Below are 18765 nucleotides of genomic sequence, written 5' to 3' on the forward strand. Positions count from 1 at the left end.
CTGCCGGAGATGTCTGCCACAGGCTGCGACAGCCGCCGATAGCGGCCGGACGCAGGATTACAGCACAGTCGGGGGCAGGGGGCAAACCCCGGGCCAACCCGGGGGGCGTGGCCGCCAGATGGCAGCCGAACGCCGTCAAGTATGGGGCGATACCCCTATTTTGGGGCGGTTTGCGGGGTTTCAAGAGCGCATGGGCGCGCAAGCGGTAACCGCGCTGAAACGTTCAGGTCAGGCGGGCGCATCCAACGGATGAAACGAAAGGGGGAAGATCCCCGTTCAGTGGTGATGGTGGTGGTGACCCGCGTCGGCCGGCTGCGTCTTTTGGCACTGCGGGCACAGGGCGCGGATCTCGGTTTCGTGCGTGGCCAGCGCATAACCCGTCTGGGCGACGCGTTCGGCCAGCTGCCGGCTCATGGCCGGGTCGGAGACTTCGGCAACGGCGCCGCAACCGGTACAGACGACGAGCAGGTCGTGAGGCGCGCCGCCGGCGTCGTGGCAGGCGCTCCAGGCGTTTACGGCATCCAGGCGGTGTATCAGGCCTTCGTCCATCAGGAAGTCCAGCGCACGGTACACCGTGGGTGGCGCGGCGCCGGGGTGAACGGCGCGCATCGCGTCCAGCAGCTCGTAGGCCTTCAGGCTACGGCCATGGCGCAGCAGGAGTTCAAGGACCTTGCGGCGGATGGGGGTCAGGCGGCGTCCGCGCTGCGCGCACAGCGTTTCGGCGACGCTGAGCTGAGCGCCTACGCTGTCGTTGCGGGGTGGACGGGACGGTGCGGACATGGCGGGCTTTATCTGAATGGAAAGCGCGCGCGCGATGCGCGCGCGAGATGCCTGGAAGGTAGCAGAAAACCCCTGGGTCCGGGAACTGCCGGCAGGCTAGTCCGATTTGGTTATGATATAACATAATAAAACCATCGCTGTTCCTTTACGCTTCCGTTTTCCGCTGTTGCCTGCCATGTCCCACTTCACGCTCCTGCCCCCGCGGTCCGGCGCCGCGCCCGGCCGGCGCGCGCCCGCCCGATCCGCATTTCTTGTTTCCGCATGGCGCCGCATGGCGTATGCCGCGGTGGCCGCCGCCGTGCTTTGGGCGTTGACGGGCTGGGCGCTGGACTGGTGGACGCTTGCGGGGTGGTTGCGATGATGGCGGCGCCCATCACCGTCGAGCTGGCCGACGCCTCGTTCGGCTGGCACGGGCGGCCCGCGCTGCGCTCGGTCTCGGGCAGTTTCGCGCCGGGCGTCATGACGGCTGTGGTCGGCCCCAACGGCGCGGGCAAGTCCACGCTCATCAAGGGAATCATGGGCGTGCTGCGCCCGATGACGGGCAGCGTGCGCATCCAGGGCGCCGGGCGGCCGGCGCTGGCGTGGCTGCCGCAGGCGGCGGAACTGGATCGGTCGTTTCCCACCACGGTCCTGGACCTGGCGGCCATGGGCGCCTGGCGACGCGTGGGCGGATGGCGCGGGTTCGGTGGCGAGGAACTGGATTGCTGCATGCAGGCGCTGGAAACCGTCGGCCTGGCCGATGCCGCGGACCGGGGCGTGGACACGCTGTCGGGCGGGCAGATGCAGCGCGCCCTGTTTGCGCGGATGCTGGTGCAGGACGCGCCAGTGCTGCTATTGGATGAGCCCTTCGCGGCCGTGGACAGTCACACGGCCGAGGACCTGATGGCCCTGCTGTGCGGCCTGCATGGACAGGGCCGCACCGTGATCGCGGTGCTGCACGATCTGGACCTGGTGCGCGATCACTTTCCGCAATGCCTGCTGCTGTCGGGCTCGGTGGTGGCGTGGGGCGACACTGCCGCGACGTTGAGCGAGGCCCACCTGAAGGCGGCCCGGCAGCGGCAGGCGGGAGCCTGGTCATGACGCTTGCACAGTGGCTGGTGTCGCCGTTCCTGGACTACGGCTTCATGCGGCGCGCGTTGGCCGGCGCCTGCGCGTTGTCGCTGGGCGCGGCGCCCTTGGGCGTTTTTCTCGTATTGCGGCGCATGAGCCTGATGGGCGACGCGATGTCGCACGCCATCCTGCCAGGCGTGGCCGCGGGCTTTCTGATGGCGGGCCTGTCGCTGGGCGCGATGATGCTGGGCGGCATCGCCACCGGTTTGGCCGTGGCATTGCTGGCCGGGCTGGTGGCCCGGCTGACGCCGCTGCGCGAAGACGCCAGCTTTGCCGCCTTCTACCTGATCTCGCTCGGGCTGGGCGTGCTGCTGGTGTCGCTGCGCGGCTCCAACATGGACCTGCTGCACGTGCTGTTCGGCACGGTGCTGGGGCTGGACGACGCTGCGCTGCTGCTCGTGACGGCCACGGCCAGCGTGACCTTGCTCGTCCTGGCGGCAATCTACCGGCTGCTGGTGGCCGAATGCCTGGACCCGGGGTTCCTGCGCGCCAGCGGCGGCATGGGCGGCCTTGTGCACATGGGCTTTCTGGTGCTGGTGGTCGTGAACCTGGTGGCGGGCTTTCAGGTGCTGGGCACGCTGATGGTGGTGGGAATCATGATGCTGCCGGCCGCCGCGGCGCGGTTCTGGGTGCGCAGCGCGGCCCGGCAGATTCCGCTGTCGGCGGCGATCGGCGTGGCGTCTTCCGTGGCCGGGCTGCTGGTCTCCTATCACTTCGACGTGCCGGCCTCGCCCGCGATCATCCTGGCGGCCGGCGCCTGCTATCTGTTTTCCATCGTGGGCGGCCCGCAGGGCGGGCTGCTGCGGGCAACGCGCCGCGCGCGACCTGCCTGAGACTTCCTGAGGAGATTGACCATGCGTTCGATTCTGCCGGCCCGCCGCCGCGCACTGCTGGCCCTGGCGGGCGCCTGCCTGACGGCCGTCCTGGGCACTGCACAGGCGGCTGAGCCGTTGAAGGTGGTGGCCAGCTTTTCCATCCTGGGCGACATCGTGCGGGAAGTGGGCGGCGCCGAGATCAGCCTGACCACGCTGGTCGGCCCCGACGGCGACGCGCACGGCTACGAGCCCACGCCGGGTGATGCAAGAAAGCTGGCCGAGGCGCGCGTGCTGGTGGTGAACGGGCTGGATTTCGAGACCTGGCTGCCCAAGCTGACAAAGGCGTCCGGCTTCGCGGGACAGACGGTGACGGCGTCTCAGGGCGTCGCGCCGCGCAAGTTCGCGGGGCATGGCGAAGAGCATGACCATGGGCATAAGGACGACCACAAGGGCGATCACAAGGACGACCACGATCACGATCACGAGCCGGGCCATCATCATCACCACGGCGACGCCGATCCGCACGCGTGGCAGAGCCTGGCCAACGGCGTGATCTACGCGCGCAATGTGGCCAACGGCCTGGCGGCCGCGGACCCCGCGCACGCGCAGGCCTACCGCCAACGCGCCGACACGTATATCGCCAAGCTGCAGGCGCTGGACGCCAGCGTGCGCAAAAGCTTCGACGCCATTGGCACCGACCGGCGCAAGGTTGTGACCTCGCACGACGCGTTCGGTTATTTCGGCGATGCCTATGGCGTGACGTTCATCCCCGCGATGGGCGTGTCGACGGACGCCGAGCCGTCGGCGCGCGAGGTGGCCGCGATCATCGAGCAGGTGCGGCGCGACAAGGTGCCGGCGGTGTTCGTCGAGAACATCAGCAGTCCCAAACTGGTCCAGCAGATTGCCCGCGAGACCAGCGCCAAGGTGGGTGGTACGCTCTACTCCGATGCCCTGTCCAAGCCCGGACAGCCGGGCGCCACCTATCTGGAAATGTTTGAATGGAACGCACGCCAGCTTGCCGCGGCCTTGCAACCCTGAGCGCCGTGGCGGCGCTGCTGACGGCGGGCGCTGCCAACGCGCACCCGCATATGTGGATCGATGCGCGCGCGCAGATCGATGTCGATGCCGAGCAGCGCATCACCGCCGTGCGGCAGGTGTGGCGGTTCGACGAAATGTTCGGCGCCTATGCGACGCAGGGCCTGAAAAAGGGCAAGGACGGATCCCTGCCCGCGGCGACGCTGCAAGGCATGGCGCAGGACTGGATGAAGGCGCTGGGCGAACCGATCTCCCACTACTTCACCCGGGTCACGGTCAACGGCAAGAGCGCGGCATTCGCCGCGCCGCGCGACGCCCGCGTCGACTGGAACCCCAAGACCACGCGGCTCACGCTGTCCTTCACGTTGCCACTGGCCGAGCCCGTCGCGCCGGGCGCGGGCGGCGCGCAAGTGGACATCTACGACCCTACCTATTTCGTGGCCTACGCATTTGACGAGAAGGGCGCGGTGTCGCTGGGCGGACCGCAGGGCGCGGCCTGCACGGCCGACTATCGCAAGCCCAAGGAACTGGATTGGAAAACCATGCAGGAACTGGCCGCGATCCCGGCCGACCCGGACGCCTTGCCGGACGAGCTTTTTGCCATCACCAAGGGGCTCACGCACCGCATCGAGGTGCGATGCCCGTAACCCGGCCGCAACGCGCGCTGGCGGTCGTTCTGCTGCTGATGCTGGGCGGCATATCGGCCGCCGCCGCGCAAGGCGCGCATCCGTTCGGCGTGCCCGAAAGCGGGGGCGGGCTGGCAGGGCCCGGCTGGCTGTCCAGCTTCTTTGGCAGCGTGTCCCTCTGGCAGTCGCACTTCTACCGGCAACTGACGGGCGCCGTGCGCGCCTGGCAGGCGGACGGCGGCGCGGCGTGGGCCCTTATGGGCCTGTCCTTTGCCTATGGCGTCTTTCATGCGCTGGGACCGGGCCACGGCAAGGCGGTGATCTCATCCTATGTGCTGGCCAACCGCCAGACGGCGCGCAACGGGGCGCTGCTCGCCTTGGCGTCGTCACTGATCCAGGCGCTGGTGGCGATCGTGATGGTGGCGGTGCTGGCGGTCGTGTTCAACGCCACCGCGGCCACCATGAACGAAGCCACGCGCTGGCTGGAGCTGGCTTCGTATGCGCTGGTGACGCTGTTGGGCGTGTGGCTGGTGTGGATCAAGGCCGTGAGACCGCTGCTGCGGCGGGCCGGCGCGCGTGGGCACGCGCATGATCACGCACATGCGCATGATCCCGGACACGCACAGGCACACGCACATGCGCATGCACATGCAAACGCGGAGGCCCACGCGCATCATCACGGCTACGATCACAACGACCATCACCACGATCACGACTGCGGTTGCGGTCACGCACATGTGCCCGCGCCCGAGCAGGTCGCCGGTCCGCTGAACTGGCGGCGCGCGTGGTCTGCCATCCTGGCGGTGGGCCTGCGACCGTGCAGCGGGGCGTTGATCGTGCTGGTGTTCGCGCTGTCCCAGGGCTTTTTCATGGCGGGCGTGGCGTCGGCGCTGGCGATGGGCCTGGGCACGGGGCTGACCGTGGCGGCGCTGGCCTGCCTGGCCGTCGCCGCCGGGGGCGCCGCCACGCGCCTGGGCGGCCGCATGTCCAGCGCGGGCGCGGCATGGCTGCGTTACGGCATCGAGGCGCTGGCGGCGATTGCCGTGCTGTTGCTGGGGGTGATGCTGCTGGGTGGCATGGTCGCCGCGGGCGGCTAGCGGTCGATGACGGGCAGCTCGCGGCGCGGGCCGCGGGTGTCAGGACTTGCGCCCGGCGCGTGGATGCGCCTGGTCGTAGGCCTTGGCCAGATGCTGGAAATCGAGCCGCGTGTAGATTTGCGTGGTCGAGATGTTGGCGTGTCCCAGCATCTCTTGCACGGCGCGCAGGTCCTGCGCGGACTGCAACACGTGGCTGGCAAAACTGTGGCGCAAGACGTGAGGATGCACATGCGTGGGCACCCCGGCCGTCTGCGCGATGCGTGCGAGCTGCAACTGCACCACGCGCGGCGAAATGCGGCGTCCGCGTGCGCCCAGAAACAGCGCGGCAGCGTCTTCGGGCAGCGGCGAGGGCGGCGCGAGCTGCGGACGCACCTCGATCCACTTGCGCAGCGCGGCCATGGCCTGCTGGCCTACCGGCACCGAGCGGCGCTTGCCGCCCTTGCCCAGCACCACGACCTCGGCCTCGTCCGGATTCAGCCAGCCGCGCGACTCGTAGTCGGCCGTACGCGTGTAGCGCAGGTCCAATCCCACCAGCTCCGACAGGCGCAATCCGCTGGAATACAGGAGTTCGAACATGGCCTGGTCGCGCAGGGCGGCCGGTTCGGTGGCGACCTGGGCCGGCGCGTTGTCCAGGAGGGCCTGGGTCTGCTCGACCGACAGCGCCTTGGGCAGGCCGCGGGGCGCCTTGGGCGCGCGCACGCCTGCCACGGGGTTGCCGGCCAAATCGGCGGCCGGCGCCCACCATTGGTAAAAGCCGCGCCAGGCCGCCAGCGTGCGCGCCAGACTGCGCGGGCCGCGGCCCTGCGCATGCAGGCGCGCCACGAATTGGCGGATGTGCCCATTGCCCAGCTTGTCCAGCGGCAGGCCAGCCTTGTCGGCAAGTTCGCGCAAAAAGTGCAGTTCGCGCCGGTAGCCATCCAAGGTATGGGGCGAGTACCGGCGGTTGGTCTCCAGATGGCGCAGCCAGGCGCTCATCGGATCGGGCAGGGCGGGCGGATTGGCATTCGGCTCGGCGTCGTGCATCGCGTTGTCCTTGTCCGCCCCTGCAGCCTTACGCCTTGGGCGAGGCCGGATTCAGCCGATGCAGCGCGGCCGACGCGAGCTGGGCGATCGACTCCAGGAACGTCGTGCCCATTTCGGGCGTGAATCGTTCGGGGTCGTCGGAGCCCAGCACCAAGAGGCCCACGGCCGCGCCGTCTGCTTCCAGGCGCAGCGGCACCAGCGCCAGCGACTTGGGCTTGGCGTCCAGCCAGGCCACCGCTTCGAAGGCAGTGTCGGTGCCGACATAAGGCGTCTTCAGGCTGTCGGTGAAGGTGCGCACGTCTTCGGAGACGGGCTCGCCATAGCCTTGATCGGGCAATTCGGACAGGTTCCACAGGCGCAGTGCCACGTGATTCAGTTCGAATTGCTCGGCCAGGCCCAGCGCAATCTCGCCGGGCACCAGTTGCGGATCGCATTCGGACAACAGGCGGCAGCACCACTTGGCCACGTGCGAACCGATGGTCTCGTTGGCGGAGGCATTGCGCACCAGTTCATTCAGGCGCCATTCCAGTTCGCGGGTGCGCTCGCGCAGCGTGAGGATCTGGCGTTCGCCCAGCGAGATGGCGCGCGAGCCGTGCGGGTGCGGCACCTGCAGGGTGGCGAAGACGTCGGCGTGTTCGTCGAAGAAACCGGGGTTTTCTTGCAGAAAGGCTGCGATGTCCTGGGCGGTGAAAGCGGTATCGGTCATAGGGGTTATCGGTTCAGCGCCATGGAGAAAACGAGCTTGTCGATGTCGACCTGGCCCGTGAAGACGGATTCGGCCGGGCCGGTCATGCGCAGTTGTTCGCCATTCCAGGCGACGGTCAGCACACCGCCGCGCGTTTGCACGCGCACGGGCGAATCGAGCAGGCCGCGGCGGATGCCGGCCGCGACCGCGGCGCAGGCGCCCGTGCCGCAGGCCAGCGTTTCGCCGGCGCCGCGTTCGAAGACGCGCAGGCGGATGTTGTGGCGGTCAACAACCTGCATGAAGCCGGCGTTGACGCGGCGGGCAAAGCGCGGATGGGTTTCGATCAGCGGACCCAGCACGGCGACGGGTGCGGTGTCGACGTTCTCGACCACCTGCACGGCGTGCGGATTGGAGATGGCAACCGCCGACACGGCGACCACGCGTGGCAGGCCGGCGGGCGCGTCCAGATCCAGTTCCCAGACGGTGTCCTGGCCCTGCGTGGCCGAAGGCAGGCCGGCGGTGTCAAAAGGCAGCGCGGCCGGGTCGAAGCGCGTGCTGCCCATTTCGACGGTGACCTGCTCGTCGTCGCCTTCGTCCAGGACCAGGATGCCCGTGGCGATTTCCGCGCGCAGCGGGTTGCGGTCGGACAGGCCTTGCTCGTGCACGAAGCGCACGAAGCAACGGGCGCCGTTGCCGCAGTGTTCGACCTCGCTGCCGTCGGAATTGAAAATGCGATAGCGGAAGTCGGCGTCCGGCCGCGTGGCGCGTTCGACCAGCAGGATCTGGTCGGCGCCGATGCCGAAGTGGCGGTCGCCGAGCGCGCGCGCGCGCTCGGGCGTCATCTCGATGGTTTGGCGAACGCCATCGAGCACAACGAAATCGTTGCCCGCGCCGTGCATTTTGGTGAAGTTCCAGTTCATCACCGGATTATCGCCCATTCTCGCGGCGCGGCGAGCGACGGCGGTCAGTACAGCTTGGGCTCGCCTTCGGGGCGCGTCTTGAAGCGGCGGTGGACCCAGTAATACTGGCTGGGGCAGCGGCGCACCCAGCTTTCGAGTTCGCGGTTCAGGCGGGCGGTGGCCGCTTCCAGGCTGTCGCTGCCGGGGAAGTCTTCAAGCGGCGGCAGCACGTCGACGTGGTACTTGCCGGTGTCCGGATTCCAGAATCCAACGATCGGCAGGACCGCGGCGTTCCATTTCTGGGCAAGTTGGGCCGTGGCGAGCAGCGTGGCGGCGGGCACGCCGAAGAACGGCACGAAGACCGAGCCCTGCCGGCCGAAGTCCATGTCCGGCAGGTAGTAGACGGGGCGGGGCGCGCGCAGATGCCGGATGAGGTCGCGCACGCCGTCCTTGCGGCTGACGAGGAACACTTCATTGAAGCGCGCCCGCCCGGCGGCCACGACGGCGTCGATGTGCGGATCGCTTTGCGGCGTGTACATGGTGGCCGCGCTGGGCACTTCCATGGTGAGGCGGGTGGCGGCCGCGTCCAGCGCAATGAAGTGCGGCGCAAGCAGGATGACGGCGCGGCCTTCGGCGGTCAGCGCATTGATGCGGTCGGCGCCCGTCTGCGTGACCATGTCCTTGATGGCGTCGGGCGTGCCGTACCAGAGCACGCCGCGGTCGACGATGGACTGCGCCAGCGCCCGGAAGTGGTCGGCCACCCATTGTTCGCGCACGGCCTCGGGCTGGTCGGGAAAGCACAGTTCCAGGTTGCGGCGCACGATGCGCGCGCGCGACTTGGCCAGCCGGGGCGCCAGCCAGCCCAGCACGGCGCCGATGCGCAGGCGCGTCGACGGCTTGATACGGCCGAACCATTTCAGCAGGGAGACCAGCGTGCGCGTTTTTTTATCGTTCATGGATGCGGAATGAGACCGGGCGGCGGGATCGGCGGAAAGGCTCAGGCGGCCGGGGGCGGCGGTTCGGCGCCGGGCGCCGGGCTGGCGCCGCGCGGGGTCTTGTAGCGGTTGTAGCTCCAGAGGTACTGGTCGGGGCAGCGGCGGATCAGTGTTTCCATTGCGGCGTTGATGAGCGCGGCCTGGGCCTCGGGCTCGGCCGGCAGCGGCTCGGGCACCCGGACGTAGTGGATGCGCCAGCCGCGGCCCTTGGGCAGGCGTTCGCCGGCGGTGAGGATGATGGGGACATTGGTCTGCGACGCGAGCTTGCCGGGCAGTGTCATGGTGTAGGCCAGGCGTCCGAAGAAGGGCACCCACACGCCGTCGCCCACGCTGGGGGCCTGATCGGGCAGCATGCCGACGGATTCGCCGCGGCGCAACGCGCGCACGAATTCGCGCACGCCCTGCATGTTGGCGGGCACCGCATTGACGGCCGAGCTGTTGCGCGCCGTTTCCAGCAGCGGCGCCAGCGCTTGCTTGCGCGGGGGGCGGAACATCACCGTCATGGGCATCTGGCGGGCCAGATAGCGGGCGGTGATCTCGAAGCAGCCCAGGTGGGGGGTCAGAAAGAGAATGCCCCGGTTTTCGGCGCGGGCGGCGGCGACGACGTCGTCATCGTCCGAGACCACCTGCGCCAGGCTTTCCTGGTTGCGGAACCAGACGCGGGGATTTTCGAGGATCATCGCGCCGGCTTCGGCCGCTGCGCGCCGGGCGAATGCCGCGCCGGGGTAGCCGGCCTGCGCCGCATTGGCCTGCAGGCGCCGCCGGTACTTGCCCGGCAAGGCGTAGATGGCGCGTCCCGCGAACCGCCCGATCGCATGCGCGACGGGGAGCGGCAGGGCGGCAAAAAGTCGGAACAGGGGCAGCAACATGCTTCAAAAGGTTGAAATCGGGCAGGGTAATACCGCTGATCGAGGCATATGGATACACCCCGGCCGCAAGCATAAGAACGGCATTTTCGCTTAAAATGCGCCCAGTCGCCGAGTTAACCGACAACTTGCGGGGCGACGGCAAGGGCAAAGCGCTTAGCGCGGCCCGCGCCAAATCCGCTAAAGCGTCGCGCCCAGTTGGCATTGTCATGCAGACCGGGGTGCAACGCGCCTCGAGAACCTATGCGCCGGCAAGACCGGACACTAAGGACGCATCTGTGGCCAACAACGATTTTCTCTTTACTTCCGAATCCGTCTCCGAAGGGCACCCCGACAAGGTTGCCGATCAGATCTCCGATTCGATCCTCGACGCCATCTTCACGCAAGACCCGAACGCGCGTGTCGCAGCCGAAACGCTGTGCAACACCGGCCTGGTCGTGCTGGCTGGCGAAATCACCACCACCGCCAACGTCGACTACATCCAGGTCGCGCGCGACACGATCCGCCGCATCGGCTACGACAACACCGAGTACGGCATCGACTACAAGGGTTGCGCGGTGCTGGTCGCCTACGACAAGCAGTCGCCCGACATCGCGCAGGGCGTGGACCGCAGCTCGGAAGACTACCTGAACCAGGGCGCGGGCGACCAAGGCCTGATGTTCGGCTACGCCTGCGACGAAACCCCCGACCTGATGCCCGCCCCGATCTGGTACGCGCACCGCCTGGTGCAGCGCCAGAGCGAACTGCGCAAGGACGGCCGCCTTGGCTGGCTGCGCCCGGACGCCAAGTCGCAGGTCACGTTCCGCTACGTCGACGGCCGTCCCGCCGAAGTCGACACCGTCGTGCTGTCGACCCAGCATGCACCGGAAGTCTCGCAAGAGACCATCCGCGAAGCGGTCATCGAAGACATCATCAAGCCCAGCTTCCCCGAAGGCCTGATCACGCCCAAGACCAAGTTCCTGGTCAACCCGACCGGCCGCTTCGTCATTGGCGGCCCGCAAGGCGATTGCGGCCTGACCGGCCGCAAGATCATCGTCGACACGTACGGCGGCGCTTGCCCGCACGGCGGCGGCGCGTTCTCGGGCAAGGATCCGTCCAAGGTCGACCGTTCGGCCGCCTACGCCGCCCGCTACGTGGCCAAGAACATCGTGGCCGCCGGTCTGGCGCGCCAGTGCCAGGTGCAGGTCAGCTACGCCATCGGCGTGGCCGAACCCATCAACATCACCGTCTACACGGAAGGCACGGGCGTCATCCCCGACGACCAGATCGCCAAGCTGGTGCGCGAGCACTTCGACCTGCGTCCGAAGGGCATCGTGAACATGCTGGACCTGCTCCGCCCGATCTACACCAAGACCGCCGCCTACGGCCACTTCGGCCGCTCCGAGCCCGAGTTCTCGTGGGAAGCCACGGACAAGGTCCAGGAACTGAAGAAGTCCGCCTGACGCCAACCGCTACCCCGGTTGAAAAAAGCGCCCGATCCGATCGGGCGCTTTTTCTTTTTCAGAGTCCCCAGGCCGACAGGTCCGGATGCCGCGGCACGGGCGACAGCACCGCTTCCAGCGCCGCCGCGCAATCGAGCAGCGCGGCATCGGCACCCGCCGGCGCCAGCAATTGCACGGCGCTCGGCAAGCCCTGCGCGTCCAGGCCTGACGGCAGTGCGATCGCCGCCGCACCCAGGAAGTTGGCCGGGCGCAGCAGCTTGCCCAGGCCGGCGTGGCGCGTGTCCTGCGCGTCCAGCGCCTGAGCGGCCTGATCGATCGCGGGCATGAGCAAGGCGTCGATGCCCTGCATGGCCTGCCCGAAGGCCGCCATGTCGGCCTGGCGGCGCGACAGCGCGGTCTCGTAGCTGGCCTGTGTGATCCGGCCGCCAGCGGCGATGCGCGCGCGCACCACGTCCCACAACGGCTGCGAAGGGTCTTCGGCCAGCGCGCCGAAATGCCGATAGGCCTCGTAGGCCAGCACCAGCGAGTTGTCGTCGGCCATGCGGGCAAAGGACAGCGACGCGGGCGGATGCCAGGCGGTGGGCGTGTAGCCGGCCTGAGACAGACGTTCCTGCGCCGCATGCCAGACCTGCAACGCCTCGTCGGTGAGCGGGGCGGGCCAGGACTGCGGCGCCAGCACGGCGACGGCGCCCGGCTTTCGGGGGGCGCTGTGCCGCAGGCTGGTGAAGCAGGTGGCGGGCAGCGCAAGCGTGGCGGCGTCATCGACGTCCGGCGCGGCCAGCAGTTGCGTAAGCAGACGTGCGTCGGCGACGGTGCGCGCGATCGGACCCAGTACATCCAGCGTTTCGGACAGCGGCAGGCAGCCGGCCCGGCTGATGAGACCGGAGGACGGCTTGTAGCCCACCACGCCGTTCAGCGCCGCCGGCGCGCGCACGGAGCCGCCCGTGTCGCCGCCCAGTGCGATCGGGGCCAGGCCCGCGGCCACAGCCACGCCCGCGCCGCTGGACGAACCGCCAGGCGCGCGCGCCATGTTGGCGTCCCACGGATTGCGGGCGGTGCCCTGCGTCGGGTTTTGACCCGACAGCCCGAACGCGAATTCCGTCATGCGCGTCTTGCCCAGGATCACCATGCCCGCTGCCGCCAGTCCGCGAGCCGCGGCGGCGGTCTCGGTGCTGACGACGCCGGCGCGCGCCTGGGAGCCGCCGCTGACGACGGTGCCTTCCCACTGCACGCTGTCCTTGACCGCGACGGGCACGCCATGCAGCGGACCGGCGCAGACACCGGCGTCCAGCAGCCGGTCCGCCGCCTCGGCCTGCGCCAGCGCGCGCTCGGCCGTGACCACGCTATAGGCCGCCAGCGCCCCGCCGCGTTCGATCCGGTCAAGGAAATGCAGGGTGAGATCGCGCGAGCGCAATTTGCGCTCGCGGATGGCGCGGGCAAGCTGGCGCGCATCCTGGAAATGCAGGTCGATGTCTTGGACGGGCATAAGTCTCATCGAAAAGGAAAAAGCCTTCCGGTCCGCGGCGGGACCGGAAAGCGATGTGTGGGAAGGGCGCGAGAAGAGGACGGCCTATTTCAGGACCTGGCCCTTCGTCTCGGGCATGCGGATGAAGGTGATCAGCGTGATCACGGCGCCGGCCAGCACGTAATAGAAGAACCAGCGCTCCATGCCCTTGCTTTGCAGCCAGGTCAGCAGGTAGGGCGTGGTGCCGCCCAGCAGCGCGACGACCAGGTTGTACGGCGTGCCGATGCCGACGGCGCGCACGCTCGTGGGGAACTGTTCGGACATGATGGCGGGCGCAATCGCGGTGTACATCGCGTACAGCACCAGCCCGAACAGCTCGACCGCCAGGATCGAACCGAACGACGGCCCGAGCGTGGTCATGACCGGGTAGAAGAAGATCAGGTAGCCTGCGGCAAAGAAGATGAGCTGCGGCTTGCGGCCGATGCGGTCGGACAGCATGCCGAACAGCGGCTGCACCAGCATGAACACGATCAGCGCGACGGTGTTGGCCGCAAACGCGGTCTTGGGATCGGCGCCAACCTGCCGGATGGCATAGGTGGGCACGTAGGCCACGAAGATGTAGAACGCAAACGTGGTCAGGACCGAGAAGCCGACGATGCGCAGCACTTCGCGCGGGTGGTCGCGCAGCAGCGTGCGCAGCGGCTGCTTTTCAACGCCGGCCTTCTTGGCGTGCGAGAACGCTTCGGTTTCCGGGATGGCGCGGCGGATCCACATGCCGGCCAGGCCGCCCAGCGCGCCCAGCATGAACGGGATGCGCCAGCCCCACTCGGCCATGTCGGCCTTGGTGAGAACGGTGGTGAGGATCCAGCCCACGGCCGAGGCGGCCAGGATGCCGACCGCGGCGCTGAAGAACACGAAGCTGGAGTAGAAGCCGCGCTTGTTGGGCGGCGCCATTTCCGCCAGAAAGGTCGTGGCCGAGGCATACTCTCCGCCCAGCGACAGGCCTTGCAGCAGGCGTGCGGCGGTCAGCAGCAGGGGAGCAGCGATGCCGATGGTGGCGTAGGTGGGCGTGATGGCGATGATGAGCGAGCCGCCCGCCATCATGAGGATCGTCAGGCCCAGCGCGGCCTTCCGGCCATAGCGGTCCGAGAAGATGCCCAGCACCCAGCCGCCGACGGGACGCATGAAAAAGCCCACCGCAAAGATGCCGAACGTCGCGAGCAGGGCGGTGGTTTCGTTGCCCGGCGGAAAGAACTGGCTGGAAAAGAAGATGGCGAACGACGCGTAGATGGTCCAATCGAACCATTCCACCGCATTGCCTACACTACCGGCCAGAATCGTGCGGCCGCGCGAAACGGGCGGGGCGCTTGCCCCTTGCGCCTGACGCAAGGTTGCGGATGTGCTGCTCATGACGTCCTCAAAGTAGGTTTTGTTTTTTGGTCAAATAGACCAATAAAATTTGTGTTTTTATCAATGCGCGAACGTTAGATTAATGAATATGGTCACGTCAAGTAAGGGTAATTCCCTAATCGGCGCGTTGGACGAGACGGATCTCGCGTGCCTCGTCGCTTTGCAGGCGCAGCCTCGTGCCTCCTGGCGGGAGCTGGGCGCGGCAACCGGCATCGCAGAGCGAACCGTGGCGCGGCGCATCAAGCGCCTGATGGACGCGGACGCGCTGCGCGTCATCGCGGAACCGGATCCGCTGGCCACCGGGCGTGGCGTGGTGCTGCACGCGTGGGTGCGTTGCCGCTCGGGCCGCGTGCCGGACGTGGCCGAGCGTCTGGCGCGGCTGGACATCAGCCAGCTCGTCGTGACGCTGGCCGGATCGGCCGACCTGATGGCCGAGCTGACGCTTGCCGACGCGGCTGACATGCCGGATGTGGTGACCCGCGTGCTGCCGTGCATCGACGGGGTCGAACACGTGGAGGCGCGACTGGTGCTGCGGCCATTCCGGCGCGCGGGCCAGTGGCGCATCCAGCCGCAGGCCGGCGGCGATGCGGACGCGCCGCGGCTGTCGCCGCCCGCGGCGTTGACGGATCCCGAACAGCGCATGGTGACGCACCTGATGCGCGACGGGCGCGCCAGCCTGGCCGAATTGGCCGAGCGTTCCGGCGTCAGCGAACCGACCGCGCATCGCCTGCTGCAGAACCTGGTGGAGCGCCGCGCGCTGAGCTTTCGCGTCGAAGTCGAGCCGGCGTTGGTGGGCTTTCCGGTAGAGGCGGTGATTTCCGTGCAGGTGCGGCCGCAGGCGGTCGACGCGCTGGCCGCGCATCTGGCGCTGGACCCCAACACGCGCTGCCTGTTCGGCACCAGTGGCGCCTCGCAGCTCTTCTGGCATGTGCTGTGCCGCGACAGCCTGCATCTGTGGGACGTGGTGACGCGCCGGCTGGGCGAGCTGGACGGTGTGCTGAACAGCGAGGTGGGCGTGGTGATGCGCGCGCACAAGCGTTGCGGCATTGTGCGCGCGGGGGCGCGGCTGGATCCGGACGCGGCGTGACGGGGAGACGGCGGCCGGCGGGGCAGCCGCCTTGCCGCCGCCCCGCCGGTCAGGCGCCGAGGTACGCGCGGGCCAGCGCGCCGTCCTGCGCGATGTCGGCCGCAGCGCCGTGCGCTGCAACCCGGCCAGATTCCAGCACGTACGCGCGGTCGGCCAGCGACAGCGCCAGCGCGGCCATCTGATCCACCAGCAGGATCGTCATCGATTCCTTGCGCAGCCGGTCCAGCGCCTCGAACAGCTCGTCGATGATCTTGGGCGCCAAGCCCAGCGACGGCTCGTCCAGCAGCAGGATCACGGGCTTGGCCATCAGGCCGCGCGCAATCGCCAGCATCTGCTGCTCGCCGCCGGAAAGCAGTCCCGCGCGCTGGTGCAGCCGTTCGCGCAGGCGCGGAAAGCGCGTCAGCATTTCCTCGACGCGCGCCTCGCGGTCCTCCGGATGCAGGAAGGCGCCCAGCCGGATGTTGTCCAGCACGCTCAGCCCCGGAAACACCTGGCGGCCTTCGGGCACCAGCACCAGGCCGCGCGCGACGATGCGGTCCGCGGCCAGGCCGTGCAGTTCCTGGCCCTGCAGGTGCATGCCGCCCTGCGCCGGCCGGTGCAGCCCCGCCAGCGTGCGCATCAGCGTGGATTTGCCCGCGCCGTTCGCGCCCAACAGCGCCACCATCTCGCCCTGCCTGACCTGCAGATCGATGCCGTGCAGCACGGGGTTGGCGCCGTAGCCGGTTGTCAGGTTGCCCACGCCCAGCACCTCGGGCGGCAGCGCCTCGCCCGCCGGCCTGTGCCGAGCGGCCGGCGCACGGCGCGCGGCCTCGTCGCCCAGGTAGGCTTGCCGCACCTCGGGGGATTGCTGGATCTCGGCGACGCTGCCCTGCGCCAGTTCGCGTCCGGCATCGATTGCCACGATGTGATCGGACACGCCCATCACCAGCGTCATGTCGTGCTCGACCAGCAGCACGCCCGCGCCCGCGTCGGCGATGCGCCGCAGCAGTCCGGCCAGCCGCGTCTTGTCCTCGCGCGAGAGGCCCGCCGCGGGCTCGTCCATCAGCAGCACGTCGGCGTCGGTGGCCAGCGCCCGCGCAATTTCCACCAGCCGCCGGTCCACGTGCGGCAGGTCGGCGGCGGCGATGTCCAGCGCGCCTTCGTAGCCGCAGAACGCGAGCAGGGCGCGCGCACGTTCGCGCACGTCGGCCGCCAGGTATCGGTGCGAGGCCAGCAGCCCGCCCAGGCGGCCTCGCAACATGCCCAGCGCGACGTTGTCCTCGACGCTCAACGTGTCAAAGAGCTGCGAGGTCTGGTAGGTGCGGGCGATGCCGCTGCGCGCCACGCGGTGGGCCGCCAGCGCGGCCAGCGGCGCATCGCCCAGCTTCACGTTGCCGCTGGTCGGCTGGTAGTAGCCGCTCAGCATGTTGATGACGGTGGACTTGCCCGCGCCGTTGGGGCCGATCAGCGCGGTCACGGCGCCGGGCGGCACGGTGAACGACACCGCCTGCACGGCGCGCACGCCGCCGAAGGTCATGGTGAGCGCGTCGGCATGCAGTGTGCGGCGGGCCCGCACGGACGTGGGCATGGCGCCGTGGCGGGGCGCCAGACCCTGCGTCTGCGCGCGCCGGCGCCAGCGTGCCAGCAGTCCGGCGGCGCCTTCCGGCGCGGCCCACAGCACCACCAGCAGGAAGGCGCCGAAGAACAGCAGGCGGTATTCCTCCAGGCTGGAGAGCATTTCCGGCAGCAGGCCCACCACCACCGCGCCCAGCAGCGGTCCGGCCAGCGAGCCCGCGCCGCCGATCGTCACCGCCAGCACGAACAGGATGGACTGCATGAAGTTGAAGTTGTGCGGCGTGATCATGCCGGTCAGCGGCGCATACAGGCCGCCCGCCAACCCGACCACGGCGGCCGACACCATGAAGGCCACCGCCTTGACCGCCAGCGGATTGATGCCGATCGATTCGCTGGCCGTCTCGCTGTCCTTGACCGCGCGCATGGCCGCGCCCCATGTGCCGCGCGACAGCAGCGCGTAGCCGATCAGCGCGGCAAACACCGCCACGATGGCCAGCATGGCCACGCCGCGGTCGCCGCCCAGGCTGCCGATGGCGGGCTGCACGATGCCCATCAGGCCGTTCTGGCCGCCGGTGAGGGCGCCGCCCTCGATCAGCGCGTGCTCCACGATGAAGCCGAAGGCAATCGTGATCATCGCCAGGTAGGGGCCTTTCACGCGCAGCGCCGGCACCGCGAGCAGCAGGCCGAACGCGGCGCACACCAGCGCGGCGGCCGGCCACGCCAGCCAGAAGCTCCACCCGGCCTGGCCGGTCAGGATGGCGACCGTGTAGGCGCCGATGGCGTAAAAGCCCGCGTGGCCGAACGACATCTGGCCGGTCAGGCCCAACAGCACGTTCAGGCCGATGCCGGCCAGCGCCAGCAGCGCCACGTTGCCCAGCACGAAGACGTAATAGCCGTTCACGGTGGCCGCCAGCATCAGGGCCACCGCGGCCAGCAGGGCGTACAGCGCCGGCGGCAGCCAGCGCATTGCGGATTGCGTGTTCATCAGACCTTCCTCACATCGGCGCGCCCGAACAGGCCATTGGGCAGCACGGCCAACATGACGATCACCAGCGTGAAGCTGATGATCTGCGTGTACCCCGACCCCAGCGCCACGGTGATCAGCGCTTCGACCACGCCGAACAGGAGGCCCGCGATCATCACGCCCCACGCGCTGGTGATGCCGCCCAGGATGGCGACCACGTAGGCCTTCAGCCCGAACAGCGTGCCCATGTCCGCCGTCACGTTAAAGAGCGGCGCGACCAGCGCGCCGGCCACGCCCGCGAACAGCGTGGATACCGCGAAGGCGGCCATGATGGCGTGGCGCACGGGGATGCCCATGAGCCGCGCGGCGTTCGGGTTCTGCACCACGGCAAGCAGCGCCACGCCCCAGCGGGTGCGGCGCGACAAGGTGTGCAGCGCCGCCGCCAACGCCAGTCCGACCACCGGAATCAGCAGTTGCAGCGGGTAGATGCCCAGCCCCAGTCCGCCGATTTCAAGCGGCGCTTGCGCAAGCGGCGACGGCAGGCTGCGCGGCTCCTTGCCGAACGTGAACATGACCACGTTGTCCAGCACGATGCCCAGCGCCACGGTGGACATGAGCCACGCGTTCGAGCCGCGGCTGGCAAACGGCCTGACCGCCAGCCGTTCCACGACCAAGCCGTAGAGCGCGCACAGCGCCAGGGCGAACACCAGCGCAATGGCCAGCGGCCAGCCCAGCGTCTGGGCGAACGTGTAGGTCAGCACGGCGCCCAGCATCATGGAGCTGCCCTGGGCGAAATTCACCGTGCCGGACACGGCGTAGGTCAGGTAAAAGCCCAGGGCCATCAGGCCGTACATGCTTCCCAGGCCCAGGCCGCTGACGATGGCGGACATCAACAACATGCGCGTCTCCCGC

17 protein-coding genes are annotated in these 18765 nt (G+C 68.9%); 7 read left to right on the forward strand and 10 right to left on the reverse strand.

Annotation, left to right across the window (positions count from 1 at the left end; all coding sequences use genetic code 11):
* Nucleotides 1-276 precede the first annotated feature (276 nt).
* Nucleotides 277-780, reverse strand: coding sequence for a Fur family transcriptional regulator (locus tag KVT32_RS14140; RefSeq protein ID WP_056327248.1), 504 nt, complete (start codon nucleotides 778-780; stop codon nucleotides 277-279).
* Between the two features lie 357 nt (nucleotides 781-1137).
* Between KVT32_RS14140 and KVT32_RS14145 the strand changes: the two genes are divergently transcribed.
* The 5 genes from KVT32_RS14145 to KVT32_RS14165 are packed head-to-tail and all read left to right on the forward strand — an operon-like array spanning nucleotide 1138 to nucleotide 5463.
* Nucleotides 1138-1860: a metal ABC transporter ATP-binding protein gene (locus tag KVT32_RS14145; RefSeq protein ID WP_152382949.1), complete on the forward strand. Its 723-nt coding sequence runs from the start codon at nucleotides 1138-1140 to the stop codon at nucleotides 1858-1860.
* The gene (locus tag KVT32_RS14150) at nucleotides 1857-2723 is read left to right on the forward strand and encodes a metal ABC transporter permease (protein ID WP_142052320.1); all 867 of its coding nucleotides are present in this window, start codon (nucleotides 1857-1859) and stop codon (nucleotides 2721-2723) included. The genes KVT32_RS14145 and KVT32_RS14150 overlap by 4 nt, the downstream gene beginning before the upstream one ends.
* 21 nt (nucleotides 2724-2744) lie before the next feature.
* Nucleotides 2745-3743 carry a metal ABC transporter solute-binding protein, Zn/Mn family gene (locus tag KVT32_RS14155; RefSeq protein WP_217618393.1) on the forward strand — a complete coding sequence of 333 codons (999 nt, stop codon included), beginning with the start codon at nucleotides 2745-2747 and terminating at the stop codon, nucleotides 3741-3743.
* Nucleotides 3704-4387: a DUF1007 family protein gene (locus KVT32_RS14160; protein ID WP_128829606.1), complete on the forward strand. Its 684-nt coding sequence runs from the start codon at nucleotides 3704-3706 to the stop codon at nucleotides 4385-4387. The genes KVT32_RS14155 and KVT32_RS14160 overlap by 40 nt, the downstream gene beginning before the upstream one ends.
* Nucleotides 4378-5463 carry a nickel/cobalt transporter gene (locus KVT32_RS14165; RefSeq protein WP_217618394.1) on the forward strand — a complete coding sequence of 362 codons (1086 nt, stop codon included), beginning with the start codon at nucleotides 4378-4380 and terminating at the stop codon, nucleotides 5461-5463. Before KVT32_RS14160 ends, KVT32_RS14165 begins: the two co-directional genes overlap by 10 nt.
* Nucleotides 5464-5502: 39 nt before the next feature.
* On the opposite strand, the gene xerC is transcribed toward KVT32_RS14165, so the two are convergent.
* From xerC to KVT32_RS14190, 5 genes are read right to left on the reverse strand one after another with little or no spacing between them, the layout of a single operon-like run.
* On the reverse strand, nucleotides 5503-6486 hold the full coding sequence (xerC, locus tag KVT32_RS14170) for a tyrosine recombinase XerC (protein WP_152382945.1): 984 nt from the start codon (nucleotides 6484-6486) through the stop codon (nucleotides 5503-5505).
* Nucleotides 6487-6514: 28 nt separating this feature from the next.
* Nucleotides 6515-7192: a DUF484 family protein gene (locus tag KVT32_RS14175; protein ID WP_152382944.1), complete on the reverse strand. Its 678-nt coding sequence runs from the start codon at nucleotides 7190-7192 to the stop codon at nucleotides 6515-6517.
* Between the two features lie 5 nt (nucleotides 7193-7197).
* Nucleotides 7198-8109: a diaminopimelate epimerase gene (dapF, locus tag KVT32_RS14180; protein WP_056327263.1), complete on the reverse strand. Its 912-nt coding sequence runs from the start codon at nucleotides 8107-8109 to the stop codon at nucleotides 7198-7200.
* Between the two features lie 26 nt (nucleotides 8110-8135).
* Nucleotides 8136-9026 carry a lysophospholipid acyltransferase family protein gene (locus KVT32_RS14185; RefSeq protein WP_175156922.1) on the reverse strand — a complete coding sequence of 297 codons (891 nt, stop codon included), beginning with the start codon at nucleotides 9024-9026 and terminating at the stop codon, nucleotides 8136-8138.
* Nucleotides 9027-9067: 41 nt separating this feature from the next.
* Nucleotides 9068-9934 (reverse strand): lysophospholipid acyltransferase family protein, encoded by an 867-nt coding sequence (locus KVT32_RS14190; RefSeq protein ID WP_152382942.1) that lies wholly within the window; start codon nucleotides 9932-9934, stop codon nucleotides 9068-9070.
* A gap of 275 nt (nucleotides 9935-10209) precedes the next feature.
* Here KVT32_RS14190 and metK point away from each other — a divergent pair, with 275 nt between their 5' ends.
* Complete coding sequence (metK, locus tag KVT32_RS14195) at nucleotides 10210-11373, forward strand: methionine adenosyltransferase (protein ID WP_056327270.1); 1164 nt, start codon at nucleotides 10210-10212, stop codon at nucleotides 11371-11373.
* Nucleotides 11374-11431: 58 nt separating this feature from the next.
* Here metK and KVT32_RS14200 read toward each other — a convergent pair whose 3' ends face one another.
* The gene (locus KVT32_RS14200; RefSeq protein WP_217618395.1) at nucleotides 11432-12859 is read right to left on the reverse strand and encodes an amidase; all 1428 of its coding nucleotides are present in this window, start codon (nucleotides 12857-12859) and stop codon (nucleotides 11432-11434) included.
* Nucleotides 12860-12943: 84 nt separating this feature from the next.
* Nucleotides 12944-14248, reverse strand: coding sequence for an MFS transporter (locus KVT32_RS14205; RefSeq protein WP_142052337.1), 1305 nt, complete (start codon nucleotides 14246-14248; stop codon nucleotides 12944-12946).
* Between the two features lie 82 nt (nucleotides 14249-14330).
* On the opposite strand from KVT32_RS14205, the gene KVT32_RS14210 reads away from it, so the two are divergent.
* On the forward strand, nucleotides 14331-15335 hold the full coding sequence (locus KVT32_RS14210) for an Lrp/AsnC family transcriptional regulator (protein ID WP_152382940.1): 1005 nt from the start codon (nucleotides 14331-14333) through the stop codon (nucleotides 15333-15335).
* A gap of 49 nt (nucleotides 15336-15384) precedes the next feature.
* On the opposite strand, the gene KVT32_RS14215 is transcribed toward KVT32_RS14210, so the two are convergent.
* Both KVT32_RS14215 and KVT32_RS14220 read right to left on the reverse strand, forming a co-directional pair.
* The gene (locus KVT32_RS14215; RefSeq protein WP_152382939.1) at nucleotides 15385-17874 is read right to left on the reverse strand and encodes a branched-chain amino acid ABC transporter ATP-binding protein/permease; all 2490 of its coding nucleotides are present in this window, start codon (nucleotides 17872-17874) and stop codon (nucleotides 15385-15387) included.
* The gene (locus tag KVT32_RS14220) at nucleotides 17874-18752 is read right to left on the reverse strand and encodes a branched-chain amino acid ABC transporter permease (protein ID WP_056327280.1); all 879 of its coding nucleotides are present in this window, start codon (nucleotides 18750-18752) and stop codon (nucleotides 17874-17876) included. The genes KVT32_RS14215 and KVT32_RS14220 overlap by 1 nt, the downstream gene beginning before the upstream one ends.
* Nucleotides 18753-18765: the final 13 nt, after the last annotated feature.

The sequence above is a fragment of the Achromobacter sp. GbtcB20 genome, from assembly GCF_019091095.1.
GTDB lineage: Bacteria > Pseudomonadota > Gammaproteobacteria > Burkholderiales > Burkholderiaceae_B > Achromobacter > Achromobacter mucicolens.